22 protein-coding genes and 2 pseudogenes are annotated in these 22774 nt (G+C 55.7%); 14 read left to right on the top strand and 10 right to left on the bottom strand.

Features of this window, described 5'->3' with window-relative positions; genetic code table 11:
* The first annotated feature begins 43 nt into the window (after positions 1 to 43).
* The 3 genes from MUU46_RS16980 (at position 44) to uspG (ending at position 2820) form a co-directional block, all read left to right on the top strand.
* The gene (locus tag MUU46_RS16980; protein ID WP_159754531.1) at positions 44 to 1420 is read left to right on the top strand and encodes a GntP family permease; all 1377 of its coding nucleotides are present in this window, start codon (positions 44 to 46) and stop codon (positions 1418 to 1420) included.
* A 259-nt stretch (positions 1421 to 1679) separates the two neighbouring features.
* A complete protein-coding gene (gene rnk / locus MUU46_RS16975; protein WP_159754534.1) occupies positions 1680 to 2090 on the top strand; it encodes a nucleoside diphosphate kinase regulator in 411 nt (136 codons plus the stop codon).
* Positions 2091 to 2391: 301 nt separating this feature from the next.
* Positions 2392 to 2820, top strand: coding sequence for a universal stress protein UspG (gene uspG, locus MUU46_RS16970; RefSeq protein WP_258966133.1), 429 nt, complete (start codon positions 2392 to 2394; stop codon positions 2818 to 2820).
* Between the two features lie 83 nt (positions 2821 to 2903).
* Here uspG and ahpF read toward each other — a convergent pair whose 3' ends face one another.
* Together ahpF and ahpC are read right to left on the bottom strand one after the other, a co-directional pair.
* On the bottom strand, positions 2904 to 4469 hold the full coding sequence (gene ahpF / locus MUU46_RS16965; RefSeq protein ID WP_258966132.1) for an alkyl hydroperoxide reductase subunit F: 1566 nt from the start codon (positions 4467 to 4469) through the stop codon (positions 2904 to 2906).
* Positions 4470 to 4716: 247 nt separating this feature from the next.
* Positions 4717 to 5280 (bottom strand): alkyl hydroperoxide reductase subunit C, encoded by a 564-nt coding sequence (gene ahpC / locus MUU46_RS16960; protein WP_159754543.1) that lies wholly within the window; start codon positions 5278 to 5280, stop codon positions 4717 to 4719.
* A 368-nt stretch (positions 5281 to 5648) separates the two neighbouring features.
* On the opposite strand from ahpC, the gene dsbG reads away from it, so the two are divergent.
* The 3 genes from dsbG (at position 5649) to MUU46_RS16945 (ending at position 8440) form a co-directional block, all read left to right on the top strand.
* The gene (gene dsbG, locus MUU46_RS16955; protein WP_258966131.1) at positions 5649 to 6395 is read left to right on the top strand and encodes a thiol:disulfide interchange protein DsbG; all 747 of its coding nucleotides are present in this window, start codon (positions 5649 to 5651) and stop codon (positions 6393 to 6395) included.
* A gap of 210 nt (positions 6396 to 6605) precedes the next feature.
* Positions 6606 to 7829 (top strand): phosphoadenosine phosphosulfate reductase, encoded by a 1224-nt coding sequence (locus tag MUU46_RS16950; protein WP_258966130.1) that lies wholly within the window; start codon positions 6606 to 6608, stop codon positions 7827 to 7829.
* Positions 7814 to 8440 (top strand): IbrB-like domain-containing protein, encoded by a 627-nt coding sequence (locus MUU46_RS16945; RefSeq protein ID WP_258966129.1) that lies wholly within the window; start codon positions 7814 to 7816, stop codon positions 8438 to 8440. The genes MUU46_RS16950 and MUU46_RS16945 overlap by 16 nt, the downstream gene beginning before the upstream one ends.
* On the opposite strand, the gene MUU46_RS16940 is transcribed toward MUU46_RS16945, so the two are convergent.
* Entirely contained in the window at positions 8441 to 9601 is a 1161-nt protein-coding gene (locus tag MUU46_RS16940; RefSeq protein ID WP_258966128.1) for a pyridoxal phosphate-dependent aminotransferase, read from the bottom strand.
* A gap of 121 nt (positions 9602 to 9722) precedes the next feature.
* On the opposite strand from MUU46_RS16940, the gene MUU46_RS16935 reads away from it, so the two are divergent.
* The 3 genes from MUU46_RS16935 to MUU46_RS16925 are packed head-to-tail and all read left to right on the top strand — an operon-like array spanning position 9723 to position 11562.
* The gene (locus MUU46_RS16935; RefSeq protein WP_258966127.1) at positions 9723 to 10337 is read left to right on the top strand and encodes a methylthioribulose 1-phosphate dehydratase; all 615 of its coding nucleotides are present in this window, start codon (positions 9723 to 9725) and stop codon (positions 10335 to 10337) included.
* Complete coding sequence (mtnC, locus tag MUU46_RS16930) at positions 10334 to 11023, top strand: acireductone synthase (protein WP_258966126.1); 690 nt, start codon at positions 10334 to 10336, stop codon at positions 11021 to 11023. The genes MUU46_RS16935 and mtnC overlap by 4 nt, the downstream gene beginning before the upstream one ends.
* Positions 11020 to 11562, top strand: a complete 543-nt coding sequence (locus MUU46_RS16925; RefSeq protein WP_258966125.1) for a 1,2-dihydroxy-3-keto-5-methylthiopentene dioxygenase — start codon at positions 11020 to 11022, stop codon at positions 11560 to 11562. Before mtnC ends, MUU46_RS16925 begins: the two co-directional genes overlap by 4 nt.
* Positions 11563 to 11599: 37 nt before the next feature.
* Here MUU46_RS16925 and MUU46_RS16920 read toward each other — a convergent pair.
* Positions 11600 to 11737: pseudogene (locus MUU46_RS16920) on the bottom strand (polyketide cyclase); the annotation flags it as partial.
* Between the two features lie 41 nt (positions 11738 to 11778).
* Positions 11779 to 12795 carry an S-methyl-5-thioribose-1-phosphate isomerase gene (mtnA, locus tag MUU46_RS16915; RefSeq protein ID WP_258966124.1) on the bottom strand — a complete coding sequence of 339 codons (1017 nt, stop codon included), beginning with the start codon at positions 12793 to 12795 and terminating at the stop codon, positions 11779 to 11781.
* A gap of 119 nt (positions 12796 to 12914) precedes the next feature.
* Between mtnA and mtnK the strand changes: the two genes are divergently transcribed.
* Positions 12915 to 14114, top strand: a complete 1200-nt coding sequence (gene mtnK / locus MUU46_RS16910; RefSeq protein ID WP_258966123.1) for an S-methyl-5-thioribose kinase — start codon at positions 12915 to 12917, stop codon at positions 14112 to 14114.
* Positions 14115 to 14160: 46 nt separating this feature from the next.
* Here mtnK and MUU46_RS16905 read toward each other — a convergent pair whose 3' ends face one another.
* Genes MUU46_RS16905 through MUU46_RS16895 form a run of 3 tightly spaced genes read right to left on the bottom strand, consistent with a single transcriptional unit; the run spans position 14161 to position 17777 of the window.
* The gene (locus MUU46_RS16905) at positions 14161 to 15228 is read right to left on the bottom strand and encodes a sugar ABC transporter substrate-binding protein (RefSeq protein ID WP_159754572.1); all 1068 of its coding nucleotides are present in this window, start codon (positions 15226 to 15228) and stop codon (positions 14161 to 14163) included.
* 51 nt (positions 15229 to 15279) lie between these two features.
* A complete protein-coding gene (locus MUU46_RS16900; RefSeq protein WP_159754575.1) occupies positions 15280 to 16278 on the bottom strand; it encodes an ABC transporter permease in 999 nt (332 codons plus the stop codon).
* Positions 16275 to 17777: a sugar ABC transporter ATP-binding protein gene (locus tag MUU46_RS16895; protein ID WP_258966122.1), complete on the bottom strand. Its 1503-nt coding sequence runs from the start codon at positions 17775 to 17777 to the stop codon at positions 16275 to 16277. Before MUU46_RS16895 ends, MUU46_RS16900 begins: the two co-directional genes overlap by 4 nt.
* A 161-nt stretch (positions 17778 to 17938) precedes the next feature.
* Between MUU46_RS16895 and MUU46_RS16890 the strand changes: the two are divergent.
* Positions 17939 to 18022: pseudogene (locus MUU46_RS16890) on the top strand (hypothetical protein); the annotation flags it as partial.
* A 132-nt stretch (positions 18023 to 18154) separates the two neighbouring features.
* On the top strand, positions 18155 to 18898 hold the full coding sequence (locus tag MUU46_RS16885) for a 3-oxoacyl-ACP reductase family protein (RefSeq protein ID WP_258966121.1): 744 nt from the start codon (positions 18155 to 18157) through the stop codon (positions 18896 to 18898).
* 2 nt (positions 18899 to 18900) lie between these two features.
* On the opposite strand, the gene MUU46_RS16880 is transcribed toward MUU46_RS16885, so the two are convergent.
* Both MUU46_RS16880 and cstA read right to left on the bottom strand, forming a co-directional pair.
* A complete protein-coding gene (locus MUU46_RS16880; RefSeq protein ID WP_110511097.1) occupies positions 18901 to 19098 on the bottom strand; it encodes a YbdD/YjiX family protein in 198 nt (65 codons plus the stop codon).
* An 80-nt stretch (positions 19099 to 19178) separates the two neighbouring features.
* Positions 19179 to 21284 (bottom strand): pyruvate/proton symporter CstA, encoded by a 2106-nt coding sequence (gene cstA, locus MUU46_RS16875; protein ID WP_159754584.1) that lies wholly within the window; start codon positions 21282 to 21284, stop codon positions 19179 to 19181.
* Positions 21285 to 21567: 283 nt separating this feature from the next.
* On the opposite strand from cstA, the gene MUU46_RS16870 reads away from it, so the two are divergent.
* Positions 21568 to 22302, top strand: a complete 735-nt coding sequence (locus MUU46_RS16870) for a nucleoside recognition domain-containing protein (RefSeq protein ID WP_185153729.1) — start codon at positions 21568 to 21570, stop codon at positions 22300 to 22302.
* Positions 22299 to 22763 (top strand): YjiG family protein, encoded by a 465-nt coding sequence (locus tag MUU46_RS16865; RefSeq protein ID WP_159754593.1) that lies wholly within the window; start codon positions 22299 to 22301, stop codon positions 22761 to 22763. Before MUU46_RS16870 ends, MUU46_RS16865 begins: the two co-directional genes overlap by 4 nt.
* Positions 22764 to 22774 lie beyond the last annotated feature (11 nt).

Below are 22774 nucleotides of genomic sequence, written 5' to 3'. Positions count from 1 at the left end.
CTATCACTACCCTTTTCGCTGTCACGTTACAGAGGATATAAAGATGACAGAAGTTACGAACGCATTGGGAGCCGGTACGCTGCTCGGCATCGCAGCAGGGGCAGTCGCCCTGTTGCTGGTCTTGATCATGCGCTTCAAAGTGCATGCCTTTTTAGCCTTAACCCTGGTCAGCATCGTGGTGGCACTGCTGACGAAAGTGCCTTTCGACAAAGTGGTGCCGACGCTGCTGACCGGCTTCGGCGGTACGCTGGCTGGCGTTGCGCTGCTGGTGGGTCTGGGGGCGATGATTGGCCGACTGCTGGAGGTCTCCGGCGGTGCAAAAGTGCTGGCTGATACGCTGATTAACAAATTTGGTGCGCACCGCGCGCCGTTCGCGCTGGGTGTGGCGTCGCTGCTGTTCGGCTTCCCTATCTTCTTCGACGCCGGTCTGGTGGTGATGCTGCCGATTATCTTCAGCGTCGCCAAACAGTTTGGCGGTTCTACGCTGAAATATGCCTTCCCGGCAGCGGGTGCGTTTGCGGTCATGCACGCGCTGGTTCCACCACATCCAGGCCCCGTTGCCGCGGCTGAACTGCTCGGCGCGAACATTGGCCTGCTGGTGATTGTCGGCCTGATTATCGCCCTGCCAACCTGGTACCTCGGCGCATACCTGTACGGTCTGTACGCCGGGAAAAAATTCGACATTAAACTGCCGTCTTCTTTCCTCGGTGCGGTCGAAGCCGATCCCAACCACAAGCCGCCTTCATTCGGTATGGTGCTGACCATTCTGCTGATGCCGCTGGTGCTGATTTTCCTGGAAACTGGCCTCAATACCGCCATTGTGCTGGGTTGGGTGGCGAAAGACGATACGCTGGTCAACTTCCTGCGTATGCTCGGTAAAACGCCGGTGGCGCTGCTGATTACCGTCTTCTTCGCCCTGATGGTATTCAGCCGTCAGCACAGTCGTAAGCATCTGGAAAAAATCTGTGATGGGGCATTAGGCCCAATCTGCGGCATCATTCTGGTCACGGGTGCAGGCGGTATGTTCGGTGGCGTTCTCCGCGCCAGCGGGATTGGCGATGCGCTGGCAGGCGTATTGTCCAATACCGGAATGCCGGTCATCGTAGCCGCGTTCGTGATTGCGACAGCGCTGCGCGTGGCGCAAGGTTCTGCCACGGTTGCGTTGACCACTACCGCCGCGCTGGTTGCGCCGATGGTCCACGCCACTACCGGTATCAGCCAGCTCGACCTGTGCTTTATCGTGGTCGCTATCGCCGGTGGCGCAACGGTGCTGTCCCACGTGAACGATTCCGGTTTCTGGCTGGTCGGTCGCTTCCTCGAAATGGATGAAAAGACCACGCTGAAAACCTGGACGGTGATGGAAACGCTGCTTGGCGGCCTCGCCTTCCTGTTCGCGCTGATTGGTAGCCTGATCTTCTAATGTGAGCTATACCCAAAATAATTCGAGTTGCATCGCGGCGGCAAGAGAATGCGTCCCGATGAACTTAGTAACCTAAGTGATTCGGGCGCGTGAACATAGCCAACAAAGATGCAGCTTGAAGAATGACGGGTATAAATCACTTCAAAGATCCGACCACAGTCAGTATCATGATCAGACCCTAAACCCTCGTCCTGTACGACGAGGGTTTTCTTTTGGAAACAAGTAGCTGGATCTCACCCTGGAAAACATGGAGTCAACAATGACCAGACCCGCCATCATCATTAATGAGTTAGATGCCGAACGCATCGACCGCCTGCTGGAACGACCAGAGTGGGCAACCTCCCCGGTTGCGGCTGCGCTGAATGACGAACTGGATCGGGCGCAAATGTGCTCCCCGCAGGAGATGCCGCACAATGTGGTCAGCATGAATAGCCAGGTCCGCTTCCGCGATTTGAGCACCCAGGAAGAACGCGTGCGCACGCTGGTATTCCCGGTCAATATGACCGACAGCGCGACGCAGCTATCGGTTCTGGCACCGGTCGGGGCAGCCCTGCTTGGCCTTCGCGTGGGCGATTCCATTCACTGGTCGCTGCCGAACGGCACCGAAACGCATTTAGAAGTGCTGGAGTTGCTGTATCAGCCCGAAGCCGCCGGTGAATTTAACCGATAAGCGCGTCTGACCCGCCTTTTTCAGAGGATGTTCCCCACATCCTCTTTCCGTTTTCCTCCCCCACAAAACTTTACCCTCCCAGCACCGTCTGAAGGTGATATTTGCGACGTGAATGGCACAAAGAAGTCGACGAATATGCTTGTATATACCCAAAATAATTCGAGTTGCATCGCGGCGGCAAGAGAATGAGTCCCGATGAGCTTAGTAAACTAAGTGATTCAGGCGAGTGACCGTAGCCAACAAAGATGCAGCCTGAATGATGCCAGGTATCTAAGCCGTATCGTTACATGGAGGCCATTGTATGTATAACACCATCATAATGCCGGTTGATGTCTTCGAAATGGCGCTGAGTGACAAGGCCGTACGTCATGCGGAATTTCTCGCCCAGCAGGAAGGCATTATCCATCTTTTGCATGTCCTGCCCGGTTCCGCAAGCCTGACCATGAGCCGCTTCGCCGCCGATTTACGTCGTTTTGAAGAACATCTTTACCATGAGGCGGAAACGCGCCTGAAAACCATGGTTGACCATTTCAGCATCGACCCTTCGCGGATCAAAACCCATGTGTTGATGGGCAACGTGCGTGACGTGGTGAACGAACTGGCCAAAGATCTCAAGGCCGACGTGGTGGTGATTGGCTCGCGCAATCCGTCAATTGCCACGCACCTGCTCGGCTCCAATGCTTCGAGCGTGATTCGTCACGCGCATGTGCCAGTGTTGGTAGTGCGGTAATCCCCTGCCAGTCCACGCGTAAAAAAAGAGGCTACCTTTCGGTAGCCTCTTTACATTGCAGGTGTGGTCTTACTTTTTTTGTATTACGCCGTTTTGGTGCGTATCAGGTAATCAAACGAACTCAGAGAGGCTTTGGCACCTTCGCCGGTAGCGATAATAATTTGTTTGTACGGCACGGTGGTGCAGTCGCCCGCCGCAAACACGCCTTTCACGCTGGTTTCGCATTTAGCATCAATGATGATTTCGCCCATGCGGTTGCGCTCAATCGCGCCTTCCAGCCAAGTGGTGTTCGGCAGCAGACCAATCTGCACAAAGATGCCGGACAGCGGGATCTGATGCGTGTCGCCGCTGACGCGGTCGCGATACTCCAGCCCAACCACGCGGGTACCGTCGCCTTTCACTTCAGTCGTTTGCGCGTTCAGAATGATGTCGACGTTTTTCAGGCTGCGCACTTTGTCCTGCAACACCTGGTCGGCTTTCATTTCTGGGGCAAATTCCAGCAGCGTAACGTGCTCAACAATACCCGCCAGATCGATAGCCGCTTCAACACCGGAGTTACCGCCGCCGACCACCGCCACGCGTTTGCCTTTAAACAGCGGGCCATCGCAGTGCGGGCAGTAGGTCACGCCTTTGGTACGATATTGGTCTTCGCCCGGGACGTTCATGTTGCGCCATTTCGCACCGGTGGCAATGATAACGCTGCGCGCTTTCAGCACCGCGCCAGACGCCGTTTCAATCTGATGCAAACCGCCTTCTACTGCCGCAGGCACCAGTTTACTGGCGCTCTGGGAATCAATAACGTCCACATCATAGTCTGAAACATGCTGCTTGAGCGCGCCCGCCAGTTTCTGACCTTCGGTTTTCGGCACGGAAATGTAGTTTTCGATGTCGACGGTGTCGAGCACCTGGCCACCAAAACGCTCGCCCATCAGGCCAGTGCGGATGCCTTTACGGGCAGAGTACACCGCCGCCGCCGCGCCCGCCGGACCGGAGCCAACAATCAGCACATCGTAGTTATCACGTTTGTTCAGCTCTTCCGCCGCACGTTTTTCCGCGCCAGTGTCCACTTTCGCCACGATGTCCGCCAGCGTCATGCGACCCTGACCAAACTCCTGACCGTTCACAAACACCGCCGGAACGCCCATCACATTGCGATCGGTAATTTCATTCTGGAACACGCCACCGTCAATGGCGGTGTGCTTGATCCGCGGGTTCAGCACCGCCATCAGGTTCAGCGCCTGAACGACATCCGGGCAGTTGTGGCAGGAGAGCGAGTAATAGGTTTCGAATTCGAAATCGCCGTCCAAATCACGGATTTGCTCCAGCAGCGCCTGCGCTTCTTTTGACGGATGACCGCCGGTCCACAGCAGTGCCAGCACCAGCGAAGTAAATTCATGACCCAGCGGGGAGCCTGCAAAGCGCGGCCCGTGGGTGGAGCCCGGGTTGGTAATCAGGAAAGAAGGCTTGCGCACCGGCAGGCTGTTATCTTCTTTGAAGGTTACCTTCGGGGAGAGTTCGGCGATTTCCGCCAGCAGTTCCTTGATTTCTGCCGATTTAGCGCTGTCATCCAGCGTGGCAATCAGCTCAACAGGTTTCGTCAGTTTCTCAAGGTAGGCCTTGAGCTGGGTTTTCATGGTTGTGTCGAGCATCGTTCTTCCCTCTCATAAAACATCATCATGCAAGCAGCCTTAAACGGGCAGCCTGAATGCAGCTTGCATCATGGGATTTGGATTGAAACGGGTGCATAACAGCACCCGTTTCGGAGAATCAATTTCCACGTATTTCGCGTCACAGGAAGGCGTCTAGCTTGTGAAACCCCGGGAGCTTACAAACAGTAAGTGACCAGGGTGAACACGTGACGCCAACGCATCTGTGCCGTGAAAGACACCGGAAATTTTAGATTTTGCCAACGAGATCTAATGAAGGCGCTAATGTGGCGTCACCTTCTTTCCATTTCGCCGGACACACTTCGCCTGGGTGGGAAGCGACGTACTGTGCCGCTTTCACTTTGCGCAGCAGGTCAGATGCGTCACGGCCGATGCCTTCAGCGGTAACTTCAATGGCCTGAATGATGCCCTGCGGATCAACGATGAAGGTGCCACGGTCGGCCAGGCCTTCGTCTTCACGCATGTTTTCGAAGTTACGGGTCAGGGCGCCAGTTGGATCGCCGATCATCGCGTATTTGATTTTGGCGATGGTGTCGGAACTGCTGTGCCACGCTTTATGGGTAAAGTGGGTGTCAGTAGAAACGGAGTAAATATCGACACCCAGTTTCTGGAATTCTTCGTAATGGTCGGCCACGTCGCCCAGTTCGGTCGGGCAAACGAAAGTAAAGTCAGCCGGATAGAAGAAGAACACACTCCAGCGACCTTCGGTGTCTTTCTCCGTGATTTCTACGAATTCGCCGTTTTTGAAAGCCTGGTTTTTGAAAGGTTTGATTTTGGTGTTAATTAAGGACATCTGTACTTCCTCCGTGTTGTCGTTGGGAAGTAAGGTAACTAACTTTGACTCAACGGGCTAATGCGTTTCCTTTATCAAATCAATAAGCGTTAGCTAACAAACCGCCACAACAATTTTAATGAACCCTGAACGTAAAAAGGCCACCTTTTCAGGCGGCCTTGTTACCTGAAAGCCCCTGGGGGTGTTCAGTGCCAGCAAGCTGGCTGTGCGTTGCGCTCTACAAAACCTCGTTAAAGGTCGTAATAGCAGGAAGGATTAGACCACTCCCCTTTTGTAAGAGCAATTGCACCACGCCTGGGTCTTATCTATGGTTGTGATAGGCTCTACCATTCATTGGATATCACCCACTTATTTTACAAGGAGTTACTATGCGTAAGCTCGCCCTGCTGCTCACTCTCGCCCCCTTTCTGACCACAGCTGAAGAGCTGCCCGCGCCGGTAAAAGCGATAGAGAAACAAGGGATTACGATAATCAAACCTTTCGACGCGCCGGGCGGTATGAAAGGCTATCTCGGTAAATATCAGGACATGGGTGTGACCATCTATGTCACGCCGGACGGCAAGCACGCCATTTCGGGTTACATGTATGACGACAAAGGCACTAACCTCAGTGAACAATTGATTCAGAAGGATCTTTACGCCCCGGCGGGCCGCGAGTTGTGGCAGAAGATGGAGAAAGCGAGCTGGATCCTTGACGGTAAAAAATCGGCGCCACGCGTGATTTATGTCTTCGCCGATCCGTTCTGCCCGTACTGCAAACAGTTCTGGCAACAGGCGCGTCCGTGGGTTGAATCCGGCAAAGTGCAACTGCGTACGCTAATGGTGGGCGTAATCAAACCAGAAAGTCCGGCGACGGCCGCCGCGATCATGACCAGCAAGGATCCGGCGAAAACGTGGCATGATTACGAACAATCCGGCGGCAAACTGAAGCTCGACGTGCCGACATCGGTCGATCCGGCGCAGATGAAAATATTGAACGATAACCAGAAAATCATGGACGAATTAGGCGCCAACGCCACGCCAGCGATTTATTATCTCAACGCGGATAATACGCTCCAGCAGGTTGTCGGCCTGCCTGATGCTGAAAACCTGAAAGCGATGATGGGCGAAAAATAAATGAAAGGGTAAGGCGAGAGCTTAATTGCCTTACCCTATTTACCTTCCATGCTATACATCTATTACCCTGCCCACCTTAATATTCATAAAGTGTATACTTAATAAATTATTATACAGACAATATATATTTAAAGTTGCAGAACACAATTTACTAAAATGCTTATTTTATATATATTGCTTTTATAAAAGGACACAAATAAAGGCAATTGAATGTCGATGTATAAATTCCCTCTTCAGCAAAACGTCTTAACCGCAGCAACAGACAGAATAAATTGGATGATCAATAATTTTGACCGTGTTTGCATCTCATTTTCCGGTGGGAAAGATTCTACGGTTATGCTGCACCTGGCCGGAATAATAGCCAGAAAACAGAATAAGAAGTTCAGTGTTTTATTTATTGACTGGGAAGCGCAGTTCAGCAGCACAATTCAACATTGTAAGGACATGCGGGCGGAATATGCCGATGTCATCGACACTTTTTATTGGGTTGCGCTGCCGTTGACGACCCCCAATGCTTTAACGCAATTCACACCGGAGTGGTGTTGTTGGGAACCCAATACGCCGTGGGTACGCCAGCCACCCGCCGATGCAATAACGGATCCGGCGTTTTTCCCGTTTTACCAATCGGGCATGACGTTCGAAGAATTTGTCACTCATTTTGCCGGTTGGTTCTCTCAGAATCGTCCCGCAGCAATCAGTATCGGGATCCGTGCTGATGAATCCTACACCCGCTTTTTAGCCGTAGCCGCAAAGGACAAACTGCGATTTGCCGATGACAAACCCTGGACCAGCATGGCACGGGGCGGCCACAGCTGGTATGTCTACCCCATCTATGACTGGAAAACGGCCGACATCTGGACATGGTTTTCACGCACCACGCTGCGCTATAACCCATTGTACAACCTGATGTATCAGGCCGGCGTCCCGCTGCGCTATATGCGTATTTGCGAACCGTTTGGCCCCGAGCAGCGCCAGGGGTTGTGGCTCTATCACGTTCTCGAGCCAGGGCGCTGGGCCGCTATGTGCCAGCGTGTCGGAGGCATCAACTGCGGCGGGATTTACGCTGGCCGCGACAATCAGTTTTACGGCCACCGAAAGATGGAAAAACCCGAAGGTTACAACTGGGAAACCTACGCCCTTTTTTTGCTCGAAACCATGCCGCCCTCAACCGCAAACCACTATCGTAATAAAATTGCCGTGTACCTTCAGTGGTACAAAAAGCATGGAATGGACGTCATCCCCGATACACAGCCGAAGGATATTGCGGCGAAAGATACCCCTTCCTGGCGACGGATCTGCAAGGTGCTGCTGAACAACGATTACTGGTGCCGAATGCTGTCGTTCAGCCCAACAAAGGCCAAACACTATCAGCGCTATAACCAGCGCATCGCGACTAAACGTCAGGAATGGGGAATTTTATGCAACAGCAAATGATTGAACAGATGACGGCCTGGCTGACCACGCTTCCGGAAAAAGCACGTATTGAGGCAATCAATAATGTCCGTCGAGCGCTGCATCGGGAAAGTCCATTCCGCGATGAGCCCGTGGACTGCGTATTATGGATAAAACAGGAGAACATCGCCCCGAATGATTACAACCCCAATAATGTCGCCCCGCCTGAAAAACGGCTGCTGCTGAAATCGCTGGAAACCGACGGATTTACTCAGCCGATTGTGGTGCATGGCCCGCATAATAATCAGTACGAAATTGTGGATGGTTTTCACCGACATCAGCTGGTGAAATCAAAACCCGTGCTCAAAAAGCGGCTGAAAGGCTATGTGCCCGTCAGCATCCTGCATTCAGAAATCGAGGATGAGCCCGCGCGTATGGCATCGACTATCCGTCACAACCGGGCGCGCGGCCGCCATCAAATCAACGCCATGGCAGAAATCGTGCGGGAGCTCACCCAGCTTGGCTGGACGGATGAAAAAATGGGGGTGGAACTTGGGATGGATGCCGATGAAGTCCTGCGCTTACGGCAAATTAACGGTCTGCTGGATATGTTCAGCGACCGCCAATTCTCCGAAGCGTGGACGGTAAAATAATCAGAGTTTGCACAGCCGTTCAGCGGCAGCCAGCAGCGTCGATTCCTGTTTAGCGAAGCACAGTCGGATAAGCTTGTGTGGGAAAGGATCGGCGCAGAATACCGACAGCGGGATCGCCGCCACCCCCACTTCTTTGGTCAACCACTGACAGAAACTCACATCATCGAGGCTGGAAATGGCGCTGTAGTCCGCGAGCAGGAAATAGGTGCCTTCGCAGGGCAGAATTTCGAGACGACTGCTGCCGAGCGCTTCAATAAACAGATCGCGACGTGCGCGGTAGAAATCCGGCAGTTCCCGGTAATGTTCCGGCTCGTTGCGCAGCATATCCGCCAGCGCCAGCTGTGCCGGGGTATTCACCGCAAACGTCAGATACTGATGCACTTTTCGCAGCTCGGCACTGATTTCCGCCGGAGCCACACAGTACCCGACTTTCCAGCCGGTCATGTGGAAGGTTTTACCGAATGACGACACCGCCACAGAGCGCTCGCGCAACTGAGGATGCGCCAACACGCTGGCGTGCCCTTCAGCGGCAAAACAGATGTGCTCGTACACTTCGTCGCTCAGGACGTAGATTTCATGCTCGGCAATCGCCTGCCACAGCGCCTCAAAATCACTTTTCTGCCAAACAGTGCCCGACGGATTGTGCGGCGTGTTAAGAATAACCAGCCGGGTTTTGTCGCTCAGCAGTTCGGCAAACGCCTGCCAGTCCACGCGAAAATGCGGTGGCTGCAGGGCAATACGCTTGAGAATGCCGCCGGACAGTTCCACCGCAGGCGCATAGCTGTCATAGCTCGGGTCAAAGCAGATAACTTCATCACCTTCACGCACCAGCGCGGTGATCGCCGCATACAGCGCTTCGGTCGCCCCGGCGGTGACGGTGATGTCGGTATTGGCATCCGGCGTGTGTCCGTAAAGCTCCGCCGTTTTCGCCGCAATCGCCTCACGCAGTGCCGGCACACCGGTCATCGGCGCATACTGATTTGCACCCTGAGCCACGTGGCACGCCAGGCGTTCTTGCAAATAGCGTGGGCCGTCGAAATCAGGGAACCCTTGAGACAGGTTAATCGCCTGATATTCGTGCGCCAGGGCGCTCATCTGCGTAAATATCGTGGTGCCCAAATTAGGGAGTTTACTCTGCGGAATCAGTCGGTTATGGATCATTATCGTTTTACCCGAATGTAATGCGGTTGTTGCTGACACTATAACACGATGTTAGTATTTGGCAATCAAGACGCTTAGACGTCTAAACAACAACGCACTCACCGGCCCGGAGAATGGCAAGATGATTGAAAACCTGCAACTCGATGCCCTCGTCGACGCCTGTCGTTGGATAGGCGCTAAAGGCTGGGCTCCCGCCACCGGCGGAAACATGTCCGTACGCGAAAATGCTAACCGGTGCTGGTTGAGCGAGTCCGGCAAAGACAAAGGCAGCCTCACTGGCGACGATTTTTTGCAGGTGGACATCGCCACTCATCAGGCGCCATCCGGGCGTAAACCGTCTGCCGAAACCGGGCTTCATACCCTGATTTATCGTCTGTTCCCGGAAGCCGGCGCGGTGCTACACGTTCACACCGTGAATGCGACGGTGCTGTCACGGGTCGAAAAATCTGCCGAACTGGTGCTTCGCGGCTATGAAATGCAAAAATCCCTGCGCGGTCAACGCAGCCACCTCGACGGCGTGGCGATCCCGGTATTTGATAACGACCAGGATATTGACGCCCTCGCCCGCCGCATCGAACATTACGCCACAGAGCGCCCGCTCAGCTACGGTTTTCTGCTGCGCGGTCACGGCCTGACCTGCTGGGGACGCGACGTCGCAGAAGCGCGTCGTCACCTCGAAGGGCTGGAATTTTTATTTGAGTGCGAACTGCGACTACGCCAACTGGAGAAACCATGATCCGCGCTATTGTGACCGACATTGAAGGCACCACCAGCGATATTCGCTTCGTCCATGACGTGCTGTTTCCCTATGCACGCGCGCGCCTGGCGGCGTTTATCAACGCGCAGCAGTTTGCCGAACCGGTGAAGTCAGCTCTCGACACACTGCGTGCCGAAATCGCGCAGCCCGAAGCCAGTGCGGAAGCATTGACGCAAACATTATTCGCGTTTATGGATGAAGACCGCAAATCAACCGCGCTGAAAGCGTTGCAAGGACTCATCTGGCGCGACGGTTATGTGAACGGCGACTTTACCGGTCATCTCTACCCGGACGTGCTGCCGACGCTCGAAAAATGGAAATCGCAGGGCATTGATCTGTATGTTTATTCCTCCGGGTCGGTGGCGGCGCAAAAACTGTTATTTGGCTACAGCGATGAAGGTGATATTACTCATCTGTTCAGCGGCTATTTTGACACCCACGTCGGCGCCAAACGCGAAGTGCAGTCTTACCAGAATATTGCACAGCAGATTGGGCAGTCGGCCGGGCAAATCCTGTTCCTCTCCGATATTCACCAGGAGCTGGATGCCGCCGAACAGGCCGGTTTCCGTACCGTGCAATTAATTCGTGGCGACGGCGACACCGCCAGTCACCATCATCAGGTTTCCCGTTTCGACGACATTCATCCGGAGCAGATCCCCTCATGAGCGCCCTGACTATTTTCTCTGCTAAAAACGCCAACGAGCCAACCTGGCACAGTACCGATGGCCATGCCATTCAGCAGCAGTTGAACGCCAAAGACGTGCGTTTTGAGCGCTGGGAAGCCGACCGGGATCTGGGCCTAAACCCGACGCCGGAGACGGTGATTAACGCGTATCAGCACGCCATCGACAAACTGGTTGAGGAGAAAGGCTATCAGAGCTGGGATGTGATTAGCCTGCGCGCCGATAACCCGCAGAAAGACGCGCTACGGGCGAAGTTTCTCAACGAACATACTCATGGCGAAGACGAAGTGCGCTTCTTTGTCGAAGGCGCGGGGCTGTTCTGCCTGCACATCGGCGATGAGGTGTATCAGGTGCTGTGTGAGAAAAACGATTTAATTTCGGTGCCAGCGGGTACGCCGCACTGGTTTGATATGGGTTCAGAGCCGAACTTTACGGCTATCCGCATTTTCGATAACCCGGAAGGCTGGATTGCGCAGTTCACCGGGAGTGAGATTGCGACCGGGTATCCGACGCTGGCTTAAGCTCTGCCTTTTATTTTGCCCTTTCCCCCGGGAAAGGGCATTCGACCACCTTATGCGGCACGAGAATGAAGACGTTCTTGATGTGCTCCGCCGTGGTCCAGCAGGTCGACAGCAGCTCGCGTGGTGCATCCACCACGCGCTCCAGCTTCAGGAAAGTATTCGGGTCAAGAGTCACGATAATCTCCTCTGTAAGGGAACCCCTTAAAGCGAGACGATTCAGGCGAATTTCCCTGCGGCGACCTCTTCTGGCGTGACCACCCCGATGTCCAGCACCCAACCGCTGATTAACGCGGCGGGAGTGACGTCGAACGCCGGGTTATACACGCGGGCATTTTCGGGCGCCCACTGCACATCGCCGAAACTACCCGCCACCCCGGTGACTTCCGCCGCCGCGCGCTGCTCAATCGGGATTGCCTCGCCGTTCGGACAGTTCGGATCAAGCGTGGTCTGCGGGGCGGCAACGTAGAACGGAATACCGTGGAATTTCGCCAGTACCGCCAGCGAATAGGTGCCGATTTTATTGGCCACATCGCCGTTGGCAGCAATGCGATCCGCGCCCACCCAAACGGCGTCGACCAGCCCTTTCGCCATCAGGCTTGCAGCCATCGAATCGGTAATGAGCTGATACGGCACGCCCAGTTCACCCAATTCCCACACGGTGAGCCGCCCCCCCTGCAATAGCGGACGCGTTTCATCGACCCAGACGTTAGCGACGTTGCCCTGCTGATGGGCAAAATTAATCACGCCCAGCGCCGTACCCACGCCCGCCGTCGCCAGCCCGCCGGTGTTACAGTGCGTCAGCAGACGGCTGCCAGGTTTTACCAGTTGGCTGCCCGCGATGGCGATGCGCTCGCAAAGCTGCTTGTCTTCCTCAATCAGTCGCAGTGCCTCGGCCACCAGCGCCGGAACGACGTCTTCCTGCGCCAGCGCAAGCTTCATGCGGTCGAGATTGTTCATCAGGTTGACCGCCGTCGGGCGCGAGGCCCGCAGCGTTTCCAGCGCATTGAGCAGCGCATCGCGATTCAGGCCGCGCTCAGCCAGCAGCGCCAGCAGCAGGCTGGCGGAAAGGCCAATCAACGGCGCACCGCGCACCCGCAAAGCATGAATATGGCCGACCAGCGCCTCAACGCTGTTGGCGTCCAGCCAACGTGACGTCTGAGGCAGCGCCTGCTGATCCAGAATAAAAAGCTGATTGTCGCGCACCCACAGGCTGGTGGTCTGTAATGTCTGCATATCGTTAAATCCCTGTTGCGTTGTTGTGTCACATTGTGTCAGGATGAATTACAGATGTATAGACGTCTGAATGGCTTTATTTCTGGCTATCTCATCACGAGAACATGAGGATCGAGGCAATGTCGCAATACCATACCTTCACAGCCCACGATGCCGTGGCTTATGCGCAACAATTTGGCGGACTCGACGACCCGTCCGAGCTGGTTTCAGCGCAGGAGGTCGGCGACGGCAATCTCAACCTGGTGTTTAAAATCTTCGACACCCACGGCGTGAGCCGCGTTATCGTCAAACAGGCGCTGCCGTACGTACGCTGCGTGGGCGAATCCTGGCCATTAACGCTGGATCGCGCGCGCCTCGAAGCGCAAACGCTGGTCGAGCATTATCAGCACGCGCCGGAACACACGGTGAAAATCCACCATTTCGACGCGGAACTGGCGGTGATGGTGATGGAAGATTTATCCAACCACCGCATCTGGCGCGGCGAGCTGATTCAGGGCGCATATTACCCACAGGCGGCGCAGCAGCTGGGGCATTACCTGGCGCAAACGTTGTTCCACACCAGCGATTTCTACCTGCATCCGCATCAGAAAAAGGCCCAGGTGGCGAATTTCATCAACCCGGAAATGTGCGAAATTACGGAAGACCTGTTTTTCAACGACCCGTATCAGGTGCACGAGCGCAATAATTATCCGGCAGAGATTGAAGCCGACGTGGCCGCCCTGCGTGACGATGCACAGCTGAAACTGGCGGTAGCATCACTCAAGCACCGCTTCTTCTCACAGGCGGAAGCGCTGCTGCACGGCGATATTCACAGCGGTTCTATTTTTGTCGCCGAAGGCAGTTTGAAGGCCATCGACGCAGAGTTTGGCTACTTCGGCCCGATCGGTTTTGACATCGGCACGGCGGTGGGCAACCTGCTGCTGAACTACTGCGGATTACCGGGCCACTTAGGCATTCGTGATGCCGCCGCAGGGCGCGAGCAGCGTCTGGTGGATATTCAGGAACTGTGGAATACCTTTGCCGAACATTTCCAGGCGCTGGCGACGGAAAAGACCCAGGATACCGCGCTGGCTTACCCGGGTTATGCGAGCGAGTTTCTGAAAAAGGTGTGGCATGACGCGGTGGGCTTCTGCGGCACCGAGTTGATTCGCCGTAGCGTCGGGTTGTCTCACGTGGCAGATATCGAGACCATCAAAGATGACACCATGCGCCATGCGTGTTTGCGCCATGCGATTTCGCTGGGGCGCGCACTGATTGTGCTGGCGGAGCGAATTGACAATGTTGATGAGCTGATTGCGCGGATTCGGCAGTACAGTTAACCCCCTGCCCCGCCTCTCCCGCGCAACGGGAGAGGCGTTTCTCACTTTATTGCTTGTTTTTCGCTTCTAGCGTCGCAAACCACGGCGCGACGAAATCTTCGGTCTGCCCCCAACCTGGAACGATTTTACCAAGGCTTGCCACGTTCACCGCCCCCGGCTGAGCCGCCAGCAGCGCCTGAGGAATCGCCGCCGCTTTGAAATCGTAGGTCGCAGGCGTAGGTTCTCCGGCGATTTTATTGGCAATCAGGCGCACGTTGGTGGCACCAATCAGCTTAGGATCCACCGCCACGCTCACTTTCCACGGGCTGTTCGCTTCACGCATCAGCTGTAAATCCTGGTTAGAGACATCGATGCTGTAGAGTTTAATTTCAGTGCGACCGTTCTCTTTCAGCGCCTTATACGCACCCTGGCTGAACGCATCCCAGGTGCCCCAGATAGCATCGATTTTGCCTTTCGGATACTTCGCCAGCACCGCACCGACTTTATTGGCGGTGTCGCCCTGCACATCAGAAGAGACCGCGCCGATAGACTCCAGTTCGTGAATGCCTGGATTCTGCTTCAGCAGCGTCTGGTACTGCGCCTGGCGGCGTTCCATCGGCGGGAATCCTGCCACCCACAGTTTGATGATGTTGGCTTTGCCGTTGAAATCTTTCACCAGTTGGCCGAAAGAGAGATCGGTCAGCGAGCCATCATCCTGCTGAGTGACGGTCACTCCCGGGATGTCGCCGTTCACCGCGGTATCGAACACCGCCACTTTGATGCCTGCATCGACCGCTTTTTTCACCAGTTCGGTGGAGTACGGATCGCGCCCCTGCGACAGGATGATCCCGTCATATTTCTGGCTGATGGCCTGGTTGACGAAGTCCTGGAATTTGGCGTCGTCGCCGTTGCTCAAAAAGGTACTGACTTTGAAGCCGAGCTTTTTTCCTTCCTGAATGGCACCGGAGACGAACTGTGTGGTGTTGTCGTCTGAACCGAGATTACGCACAATCGCGATGCGGATTGGGCCGCTGTGGTTGGCGATCGCCGCCGGAACTGGGGTTGGCGTTTCGGCATAGGCAGCGACGGAATTGAGCAACCCGAGCGCGATGAGTGACAGCGTGATTTTTTTCATTATGTTTACCCTGATTGTTGTTATGTCTGAACTTTTGTTATCTACCAATGGTTATGTCCGACGCTGGAAATAGGTCAGCGCCAACGCGCCAGCCAGCACCAGACCTTTGATGATGTCCATCGCGTAATACGGCACCGACAACATCACCAGTCCGTTTGACAGCACGCCGAGAATCACCGCCCCCACCAGCGTGCCGAGCGCGTTCGGTTTACCCGAACCTGCCAGCGAGAAGCCAATCCACGCCGCCGCGACCGCGTCCATCAGGTAGCCGCTGCCCGCATTCACCTGCGACGAACCAATGCGCGACGCCAGCAGAATGCCGCCCAGTCCGGCGAGCAACGAAGCAATCACGTAGGCTGCCACTTTGTAGCGCGTGGTGCGAAGGCCCGACAGGCGCGCCGCTTCCGGGTTGCCGCCAATCGCATACATCCGGCGCCCGTGAGTGGTCAGCGACAGCACCAGCTGCGCCACCACTGTAACCACCAGCATGATAATCACGATCGTCGGCACCTGGCCGAGCAGGCCAAACGCCGCTGGAATCGTGCCTTCCGCCATATCGCCGCTCGGAAGCACCATGTTTTCAGTTATCGAACCGCCGAAGCTGTAGGTCGCCGCCACGCCCTGTACCACGAACAGACTGGCGAGCGTCGCAAGCATGTCCGGAATGCGCAGAATGACAATCAAAAAGGCGTTAAACAGCCCCACCAGCGTGCACAGCAGCAGCGTGACCACAATCGCTTCGGTAGTGCCAAAGCCGTGCCAGACGAACAGCGAAATCACCAGCGCATTCGCCAGCGACGCGGTCGAACCGACGGACAAATCAAAACCGCCGACGGTGAGGGAAATCGACACGCCAACGGCAATTACCGTCACGATGGCAATCGAACGCAGAATGTTGATGATGTTGAACGGATCGAGGAAATTGTCCGACGCAAGGCCGAAAATGGCCACCAGCGCCACCACGGTCAGCAACATGCCCCACTTATAGAGAAAATCGAAAAACTGCTGACGGCCTGATACCGCCGCTTTAACTGTCAGGGCCTTGCTCACGACGCCGCTCCTCCGGTGGAGTAATAAAGTAGGGTTTCTTCACGGGCTTCAGCGCCCGCCACTTCTGCCACAATTCGTCCGTCCCACAACACGCAGATCCGGTCGCATAAACCGACCAGCTCCGCAAATTCGCCGGAGGCGTAAATCACCCCTTTGCCTTCGCGGGCCAGGCCGTCAATCAGATTGAACAAATCGGTTTTGGCTTTAACGTCCACGCCTTTGGTCGGCTCGTCAAAAATCAGTACGTTGGCGTTGCCGCGCAGCCATTTGCCAATCGCCACTTTTTGCTGATTACCGCCCGACAACCTGCGCAGCGTCTGCCCCGGGCCAGTGGTACGAATGCCGACGCGGGCGATAACCTCTTCCGCCCAGCGCCAGGCTTTTCGATGCCCGAACATGCTCCAGCGGGAAAAGCTGTTATCCGCCCCCACCGCCAGATTCATGCCGATAGACTCATCGATGAAAATACCCTCTTTGCGTCGCTCTTCCGGCACTAACGCCAGCCCGCGCAGCACCGAATCCGCCGGATCACGCGGCCGCCACGGTTGCCCGTTCAGCTCGGCGCGCTCAACGCGGCTTTTACTGGCGCCAAACAGCGCCTTGCACAGTTCGGTTTTCCCGGCCCCCGCCAGCCCGGCGATGCCCAGAATCTCGCCTTTGCGCAGCCGCAAAGAGATGTCCTGCAACCGCTGTTCGTCATGTAATCCGTCGACCTGCAACACCACTTCGTCGCTGTGAACCGGGCGCGCCGCCGGAAAAATATCGGTCAGCTCGTGGCCGAGCATTTTTTCCACAATCTGCTCGCCGCTCAGCGCCGCCATCGGTCCACTTTCGATTAAGCGTCCATCGCGCAATACCGTCAGGGTGTCGCAAATGGCTTTTAATTCGTGAATGCGGTGAGAGATAAACACCATGCCAATCCCCTGCAATTGCAGACGTCTGACCACCGTAAACAAGCGTTCGCTTTCGTGACTGTCGAGCGGGGCGGTCGGCTCGTCGAGGATCAGAAAACGGCAATGGTGCGACAGTGCGCGTGCCAGTAAAATTTGCTGTTTCTCTGCCAGAGAACAGCTGTCGATGGTGCGCTTCACATCGAGTTGCACGTCGAGCTGCGCTAACGCTGCTTTCGCCTGCTGACGCACCTGCCGCCAGCTAAAGCGGTATCCCGGCCCGGCCAGATGGTCGAGCATAATGTTCTCTGCCACTGACAGACCCGGCACCAGCGCCACGTCCACTTCCTGCTGCACCAGATGAATACCCGCTTTTTTTGCATCGCGCGGGGAGCGAATAATCACCGGCTCATTGTCGAGAAAAATCTCGCCGTCATAGTGGTCGTACGTGCCACACAACACGGCCATCAGCGTCGATTTGCCTGCGCCGTTGGCCCCCGTCAGGGCATGCACAGACCCGCCGGTGAGGGTAAAGGTCACCTGCGTCAGGGCCTTAAAACCGGAAAAGGCCAGGCTGATGTCGCGCATCTCGAGGCAATTGGCTGCCATTCGCTGAAAACCTTCTTGTTAATCGTCTGATTCGAGGACTCTTTCACAGCCGTACTTAACTGACAACGGCGTAAAAGGCATAAGATAAAGCAAAATAATATTAGCCATCCGGATGTCCAGACATACTATCCGGATAGCGATAATACACAAGAAAATAACAAATGAGCAACACCGATATTCGTGTGGTTGTTGGGCCAGCCAACCACTTCTCGCATCGCGGCAGCTTCCAGCGGCTGGCCGACTTCTGTCGACGCGCTAAGCGCTTCATTCTGAACGTCTCGCTTAATCTCCCCCGTCTGGCGCATTGACGGGGGAAGTTTGCCCTCTATACCTAATGATGACTCTCATCCATGTTCATCACTCTCTCTGGGGCAACTATGCATATCTCTCTGACAGGTAAACGCGCGCTGGTGACCGGGGCCAGCCGCGGGCTTGGGCGTGCTATCGCGCTTTCACTGGCGAACGCTGGCGCTGACGTGGTTATTACTTACGAAAAATCAGCCGATAAGGCGCAGGCGGTGGTGGAAGAAATCCGCGCTCTGGGCCGCAAAGGCCATGCTATTCAGGCAGACAGCAGCAATGCACAGGCTATCGTGCAGGCGGTTAATGCGTCAGCCGAAACCCTGGGCGGGCTGGATATTCTGGTCAACAACGCAGGGATCGCCCGCGACGGCCCGCTGGAATCGATGTCGCTGGAAGATATTGATGCGGTGATTGGGGTGAATATTCGAGGCGTGGTGATTGCGACCCAGGCCGCGCTGGCCCATCTAGGTCAGGGGGGACGAATCATTAATATCGGCAGTTGTCTGGCGAACCGCGTGCCGTTTGGCGGCATCTCGGTCTATTCGATGAGCAAATCGGCGCTGAACTCGTTCACCCGTGGGCTGGCCCGCGATTTAGGCCCGAGAGGCATCACCGTCAATCTGGTGCATCCTGGTCCGACCGACAGTGACATGAACCCGGCCGACGGCGAACAGGCAGAGGGCCAGCGCCAGCAAATTGCGATTGGTCATTACGGTAAACCGGAAGATATCGCCGCCGCCGTTACGTTCCTCGTCAGCCCCGCCGCCGGGCAAATCACCGGCACTGGACTCGACGTTGATGGTGGTCTGAACGCCTGACGCTAACAGCACTTCGCGCCGCCTTTGCCGCCGTAGCGTGCATCCTGGCGTTCACGGAAAAATTCTTCATAAGTCATCGGCGTCTGATCCGGATGGGTCAGGCGCACATGTGCGACGTAGTTGTCGTAATCAGGTACGCCAATCATCATTTTGGCTGCCTGCCCGAGGTATTTACCGGCTTTTGAGAGGGTGTCGAACATGGTAGCTCCTGTGCGGTTTGCCCCTCACCCTAACCCTCTCCCCAAAGAGGTGAAGGCCGGGATGAGGGGCGTTAAACGACTTAATGCGCGTTTTTCGCCTGAGCGACAATCTGCCCGACGTTCTCCGGCATCGGTTCATACGGCGTCTCTTTCGCGGTCGGTTTATCTTCCTTCAGCGCCGCCAGTGCGGTTTTCACCGAATAGAGCGCCAGCACCACGACCACCACCATAAAGAAGATAGTCAGCCCGGCATCGAGCCGGTTATTGAACACCAGCTGTGAGAGCTGAGATTCAGTGTATTGCGCCGGAATTTTACCACTGTCGATCATCGCCTGGAACTTGTTCGCAATCGCGAGGAAGCCCACTTTGGTATCCGCACTAAACGCTTTCTGCCAGCCCGCCGCGAGGGTACAAATCAGCAGCCACGCGGTCGGCACCAGCGCCACCCAGGCATATCGCTGACGTTTCATTTTGAACAGCACCACCGCGCAAAGCATCAGCGCCATTCCGGCCAGCATCTGGTTGGCGATGCCAAACAGCGGCCACAGGGTATTAATGCCGCCTAACGGATCAACCACGCCCTGATGCAGGAAGTAACCCCAGGCCAGCACGCACAGCGCTGTTGCCAGCAGGTTCGCGGGCAGCGAGTCGGTGCGTTTCAGGTTCGGGCTGATAACGCCGAGTAGATCCTGAAGCATAAAGCGGGCCGCGCGCGTTCCGGCATCGACCGCGGTGAGAATAAACAGCGCTTCAAACAGAATCGCGAAGTGATACCAGAAGGAGATGTCCATCAGCCCGCCAAGCGAACCGTGCAGGATGTACGCCATGCCAACCGCCAGCGTCGGCGCCCCGCCCGCGCGGGAAATAATCGACTGCTCACCAACTTCTTTTGCAATCTGCGTAAGCGTATCCGGCGTGACCACAAAGCCCCAGCTACTGACAACCTGTGCGGCTGACGCCACCACATCCGTGGTTCCGGCCGGCGCCAGCACCGCCATCGGGCTGTTCATCGCGAAGTAAACGCCCGGATCAATAATACAGGCCGCCACCAGTGCCATGATCGCCACGAAGGATTCCATCAGCATCCCGCCGTAGCCGATAAAGCAGGCCTGGCCTTCATTCGCCAGCATCTTCGGCGTGGTCCCGGAGGCAATCAGCGCGTGGAAGCCCGATACCGCCCCACAGGCGATAGTGATAAACAGGAACGGGAACAGGCTACCGGTCCAGACCGGGCCGGTGCCGTCGATAAATTTCGTCAGCGCAGGCATGGTCAGCGTCGGACGCAGGATCAGAATGCCGATTGCCAGGCCGAGAATGGTGCCGATTTTCAGGAAGGTAGACAGGTAATCACGCGGGGCCAGTAGCAGCCACACCGGCAGCACCGCCGCCACGAAACCGTAGCCCACCAGCATCCAGGTCAGTTGCACGCCGGTGAAATCAAACCACGGCGCCCACGTCGGGCTTTCCGCAACCCAGCCACCCGAAATAATGGCGAACACCAGCATCACCAGGCCAATCACCGACACTTCACCAATGCGACCCGGGCGCAGATAGCGAATGTAGATCCCCATGAAAATCGCCAGCGGTATGGTGAAGATCACGGTATACGTGCCCCACGGGCTATGAGTCAGGGCTTTCACCACGATCATCGCCAGCACCGCGAGGATGATCACCATAATGATAAAAGTGGCGATTAACGCGATAACGCCCGCGGTGGCCCCCATTTCCTCTTTTACCAGTTCGCCGAGCGAACGCCCGTCGCGGCGCGTGGAGACAAACAGCACCATAAAGTCCTGCACCGCCCCGGCCAGCACTACACCCGCCAGGATCCAAATCATCCCCGGTAGATAGCCCATTTGTGCCGCCAGCACCGGGCCGACCAGCGGTCCCGCTCCGGCAATCGCCGCAAAATGGTGACCGAACAGCACTTTTTTGTCGGTCGGAACGTAGTCGAGCCCGTCGTTATGGCGCACCGCAGGCGTCATCCGCGTCGGGTCAACCTCCAGCACTTTTTTAGCGATGAACTGGCCGTAAAAACGGTAGGCAATGAGATAAATACAGACTGCCGCCACGACAATCCATAAGGCATTTATCTGTTCACCGCGGTTAAGCGCAATATAGCCAAGGGCGAAGGCTCCCACGATCGAGAGAACGGCCCATATCAGGTATTTCCCTGGGTTATTCATGGTCTAATTCCGTCAGTGGAGGGGAAGTTGTTACATTTTGTATCTATAACACCCCTTCCGGATTTAACAACCTGATAACCGAGGAAAACAGAGATAATGGGGGGTATTTACATGACATTGTTAAGTCGATCACTCTCCGCCGCTGCGCTTCCCCTTCCGGGAAAACTCTGAACATCACACTTTTCGCATTTGCTTTCTCTCCCGCCATTATCAAATGATTTGTATCATTTTTTTTCAGCATCTTATCGCCAGAATGAAGCGGCAACATACACACTACAAGGAAATGGAGATGAGTTCACAAGCGCAGGAAAACAGAGTTGGACCCGGTGCGTACTTCGCTCTGGCTTTTGCCGCCGTTTTTTTCTCAGGCTTGCTCGGCGGTAAAGAATGGTATGGCGTGTTTGATTTCACCACTCTCAACGGCGCCTTCGGCAAAGTCGTCAGCGGGGTGAATCAACAAGGAGAAACGATAACCACAACGACTTCCGCGTTTCGCGGTAGCGGCGGTCATGGCGCAATGGACGGATTCCTGTTCGCTCTGGGGCTGATCCCCGCCGTGATGTTCGCCCTCGGCATGATCAACGTGCTGGAACATTACGGCGCGCTGCGGGCCGCGCGTCGCCTGCTGACCCCGCTATTACGCCCGCTGATGGGTATCCCCGGCACCACCGGGCTGGCGCTGATTGGCAGCCTGCAGAGTACCGATGTCGGCGCCTCCCTGACCCGCAATCTTGCCGATGAAGGACAGATAACCGAGAAAGAGAAAGATATCTTTGCTATGTTCCAGTTCTCTGCTGGCGCGATGATCACCAACTTTTTCTCCTCAGGTGCGATCCTGTTTACCCTGGTCGCTCTTGACGGTAGCTCAGCAGTTCCCACCTCGATTGGCGCCTGTGTCGCCGTGATGTTCATTATGAAAATTGTCGGTGCCAATATCATGCGGCTGATCCTGACCTTTACAGAGAAGAAAGCCACAACCCCAACTAGCGCGACCGCCGCACAAGGAGAAGCCTCATGAGCGCCCCCACTGCAAACCCGGTCATTACCGATGTATTCGTCGCTGGCGCCCGCAAGGGCTGGAATATCGCGACAACCAGTACCCTGCCTAATGTGGTGATGGCGTTCATCATCATCAAAGCGCTCGAAATCACTGGCGCACTGAAGGGGCTGGGGATCGTCTTCGCACCGCTGATGGGGTTGTTTGGTCTGCCAGGAGAAGCCGCCGCAGTGCTGATTGGCGGCTGGATGTCGATGGGCGGCGCTATCGGTGTCGCTATCGGGCTATTTGATAAAGGTATTCTCACCGGCGAACACCTGGCGATTCTGGCCCCTGCTATCTATCTGATGGGTTCGCAGGTTCAGTACCTGGGCCGCATTCTCGGGGTCATAGGCACCCGCGCCAAACGTATCCCTCTGATGATTGCTATCTCGGTCATCAATGCCTTTTTAGCCATGCTGCTGATGCGCATTATTCTCTGAACAGGACGTCA

The organism is Scandinavium tedordense (assembly GCF_024764965.1).
Taxonomy (GTDB): Bacteria; Pseudomonadota; Gammaproteobacteria; order Enterobacterales; family Enterobacteriaceae; genus Scandinavium; species Scandinavium tedordense.
Note: the sequence above shows the minus strand (reverse complement) of the source record. Positions and strands in the feature narration are given on the sequence as shown.

Excerpts from the sequence above, each read along its gene's own strand:
- uspG (WP_258966133.1), top strand. The coding sequence starts at position 2,392 with ATGTATAACACCATCATAATGCCGGTTGATGTCTTCGAAATGGCGCTG.
- MUU46_RS16940 (WP_258966128.1), bottom strand. The coding sequence starts at position 9,601 with ATGATCCATAACCGACTGATTCCGCAGAGTAAACTCCCTAATTTGGGC.
- MUU46_RS16865 (WP_159754593.1), top strand. The coding sequence starts at position 22,299 with ATGAGCGCCCCCACTGCAAACCCGGTCATTACCGATGTATTCGTCGCT.
- MUU46_RS16880 (WP_110511097.1), bottom strand. The coding sequence starts at position 19,098 with ATGTTCGACACCCTCTCAAAAGCCGGTAAATACCTCGGGCAGGCAGCC.
- MUU46_RS16895 (WP_258966122.1), bottom strand. The coding sequence starts at position 17,777 with ATGGCAGCCAATTGCCTCGAGATGCGCGACATCAGCCTGGCCTTTTCC.
- ahpC (WP_159754543.1), bottom strand. The coding sequence starts at position 5,280 with ATGTCCTTAATTAACACCAAAATCAAACCTTTCAAAAACCAGGCTTTC.
- MUU46_RS16870 (WP_185153729.1), top strand. The coding sequence starts at position 21,568 with ATGGAGATGAGTTCACAAGCGCAGGAAAACAGAGTTGGACCCGGTGCG.
- mtnA (WP_258966124.1), bottom strand. The coding sequence starts at position 12,795 with ATGCAGACATTACAGACCACCAGCCTGTGGGTGCGCGACAATCAGCTT.
- rnk (WP_159754534.1), top strand. The coding sequence starts at position 1,680 with ATGACCAGACCCGCCATCATCATTAATGAGTTAGATGCCGAACGCATC.
- dsbG (WP_258966131.1), top strand. The coding sequence starts at position 5,649 with ATGCGTAAGCTCGCCCTGCTGCTCACTCTCGCCCCCTTTCTGACCACA.
- MUU46_RS16935 (WP_258966127.1), top strand. The coding sequence starts at position 9,723 with ATGATTGAAAACCTGCAACTCGATGCCCTCGTCGACGCCTGTCGTTGG.
- MUU46_RS16945 (WP_258966129.1), top strand. The coding sequence starts at position 7,814 with ATGCAACAGCAAATGATTGAACAGATGACGGCCTGGCTGACCACGCTT.
- mtnC (WP_258966126.1), top strand. The coding sequence starts at position 10,334 with ATGATCCGCGCTATTGTGACCGACATTGAAGGCACCACCAGCGATATT.
- MUU46_RS16980 (WP_159754531.1), top strand. The coding sequence starts at position 44 with ATGACAGAAGTTACGAACGCATTGGGAGCCGGTACGCTGCTCGGCATC.
- ahpF (WP_258966132.1), bottom strand. The coding sequence starts at position 4,469 with ATGCTCGACACAACCATGAAAACCCAGCTCAAGGCCTACCTTGAGAAA.
- MUU46_RS16885 (WP_258966121.1), top strand. The coding sequence starts at position 18,155 with ATGCATATCTCTCTGACAGGTAAACGCGCGCTGGTGACCGGGGCCAGC.
- MUU46_RS16905 (WP_159754572.1), bottom strand. The coding sequence starts at position 15,228 with ATGAAAAAAATCACGCTGTCACTCATCGCGCTCGGGTTGCTCAATTCC.
- cstA (WP_159754584.1), bottom strand. The coding sequence starts at position 21,284 with ATGAATAACCCAGGGAAATACCTGATATGGGCCGTTCTCTCGATCGTG.
- MUU46_RS16925 (WP_258966125.1), top strand. The coding sequence starts at position 11,020 with ATGAGCGCCCTGACTATTTTCTCTGCTAAAAACGCCAACGAGCCAACC.
- mtnK (WP_258966123.1), top strand. The coding sequence starts at position 12,915 with ATGTCGCAATACCATACCTTCACAGCCCACGATGCCGTGGCTTATGCG.
- MUU46_RS16950 (WP_258966130.1), top strand. The coding sequence starts at position 6,606 with ATGTCGATGTATAAATTCCCTCTTCAGCAAAACGTCTTAACCGCAGCA.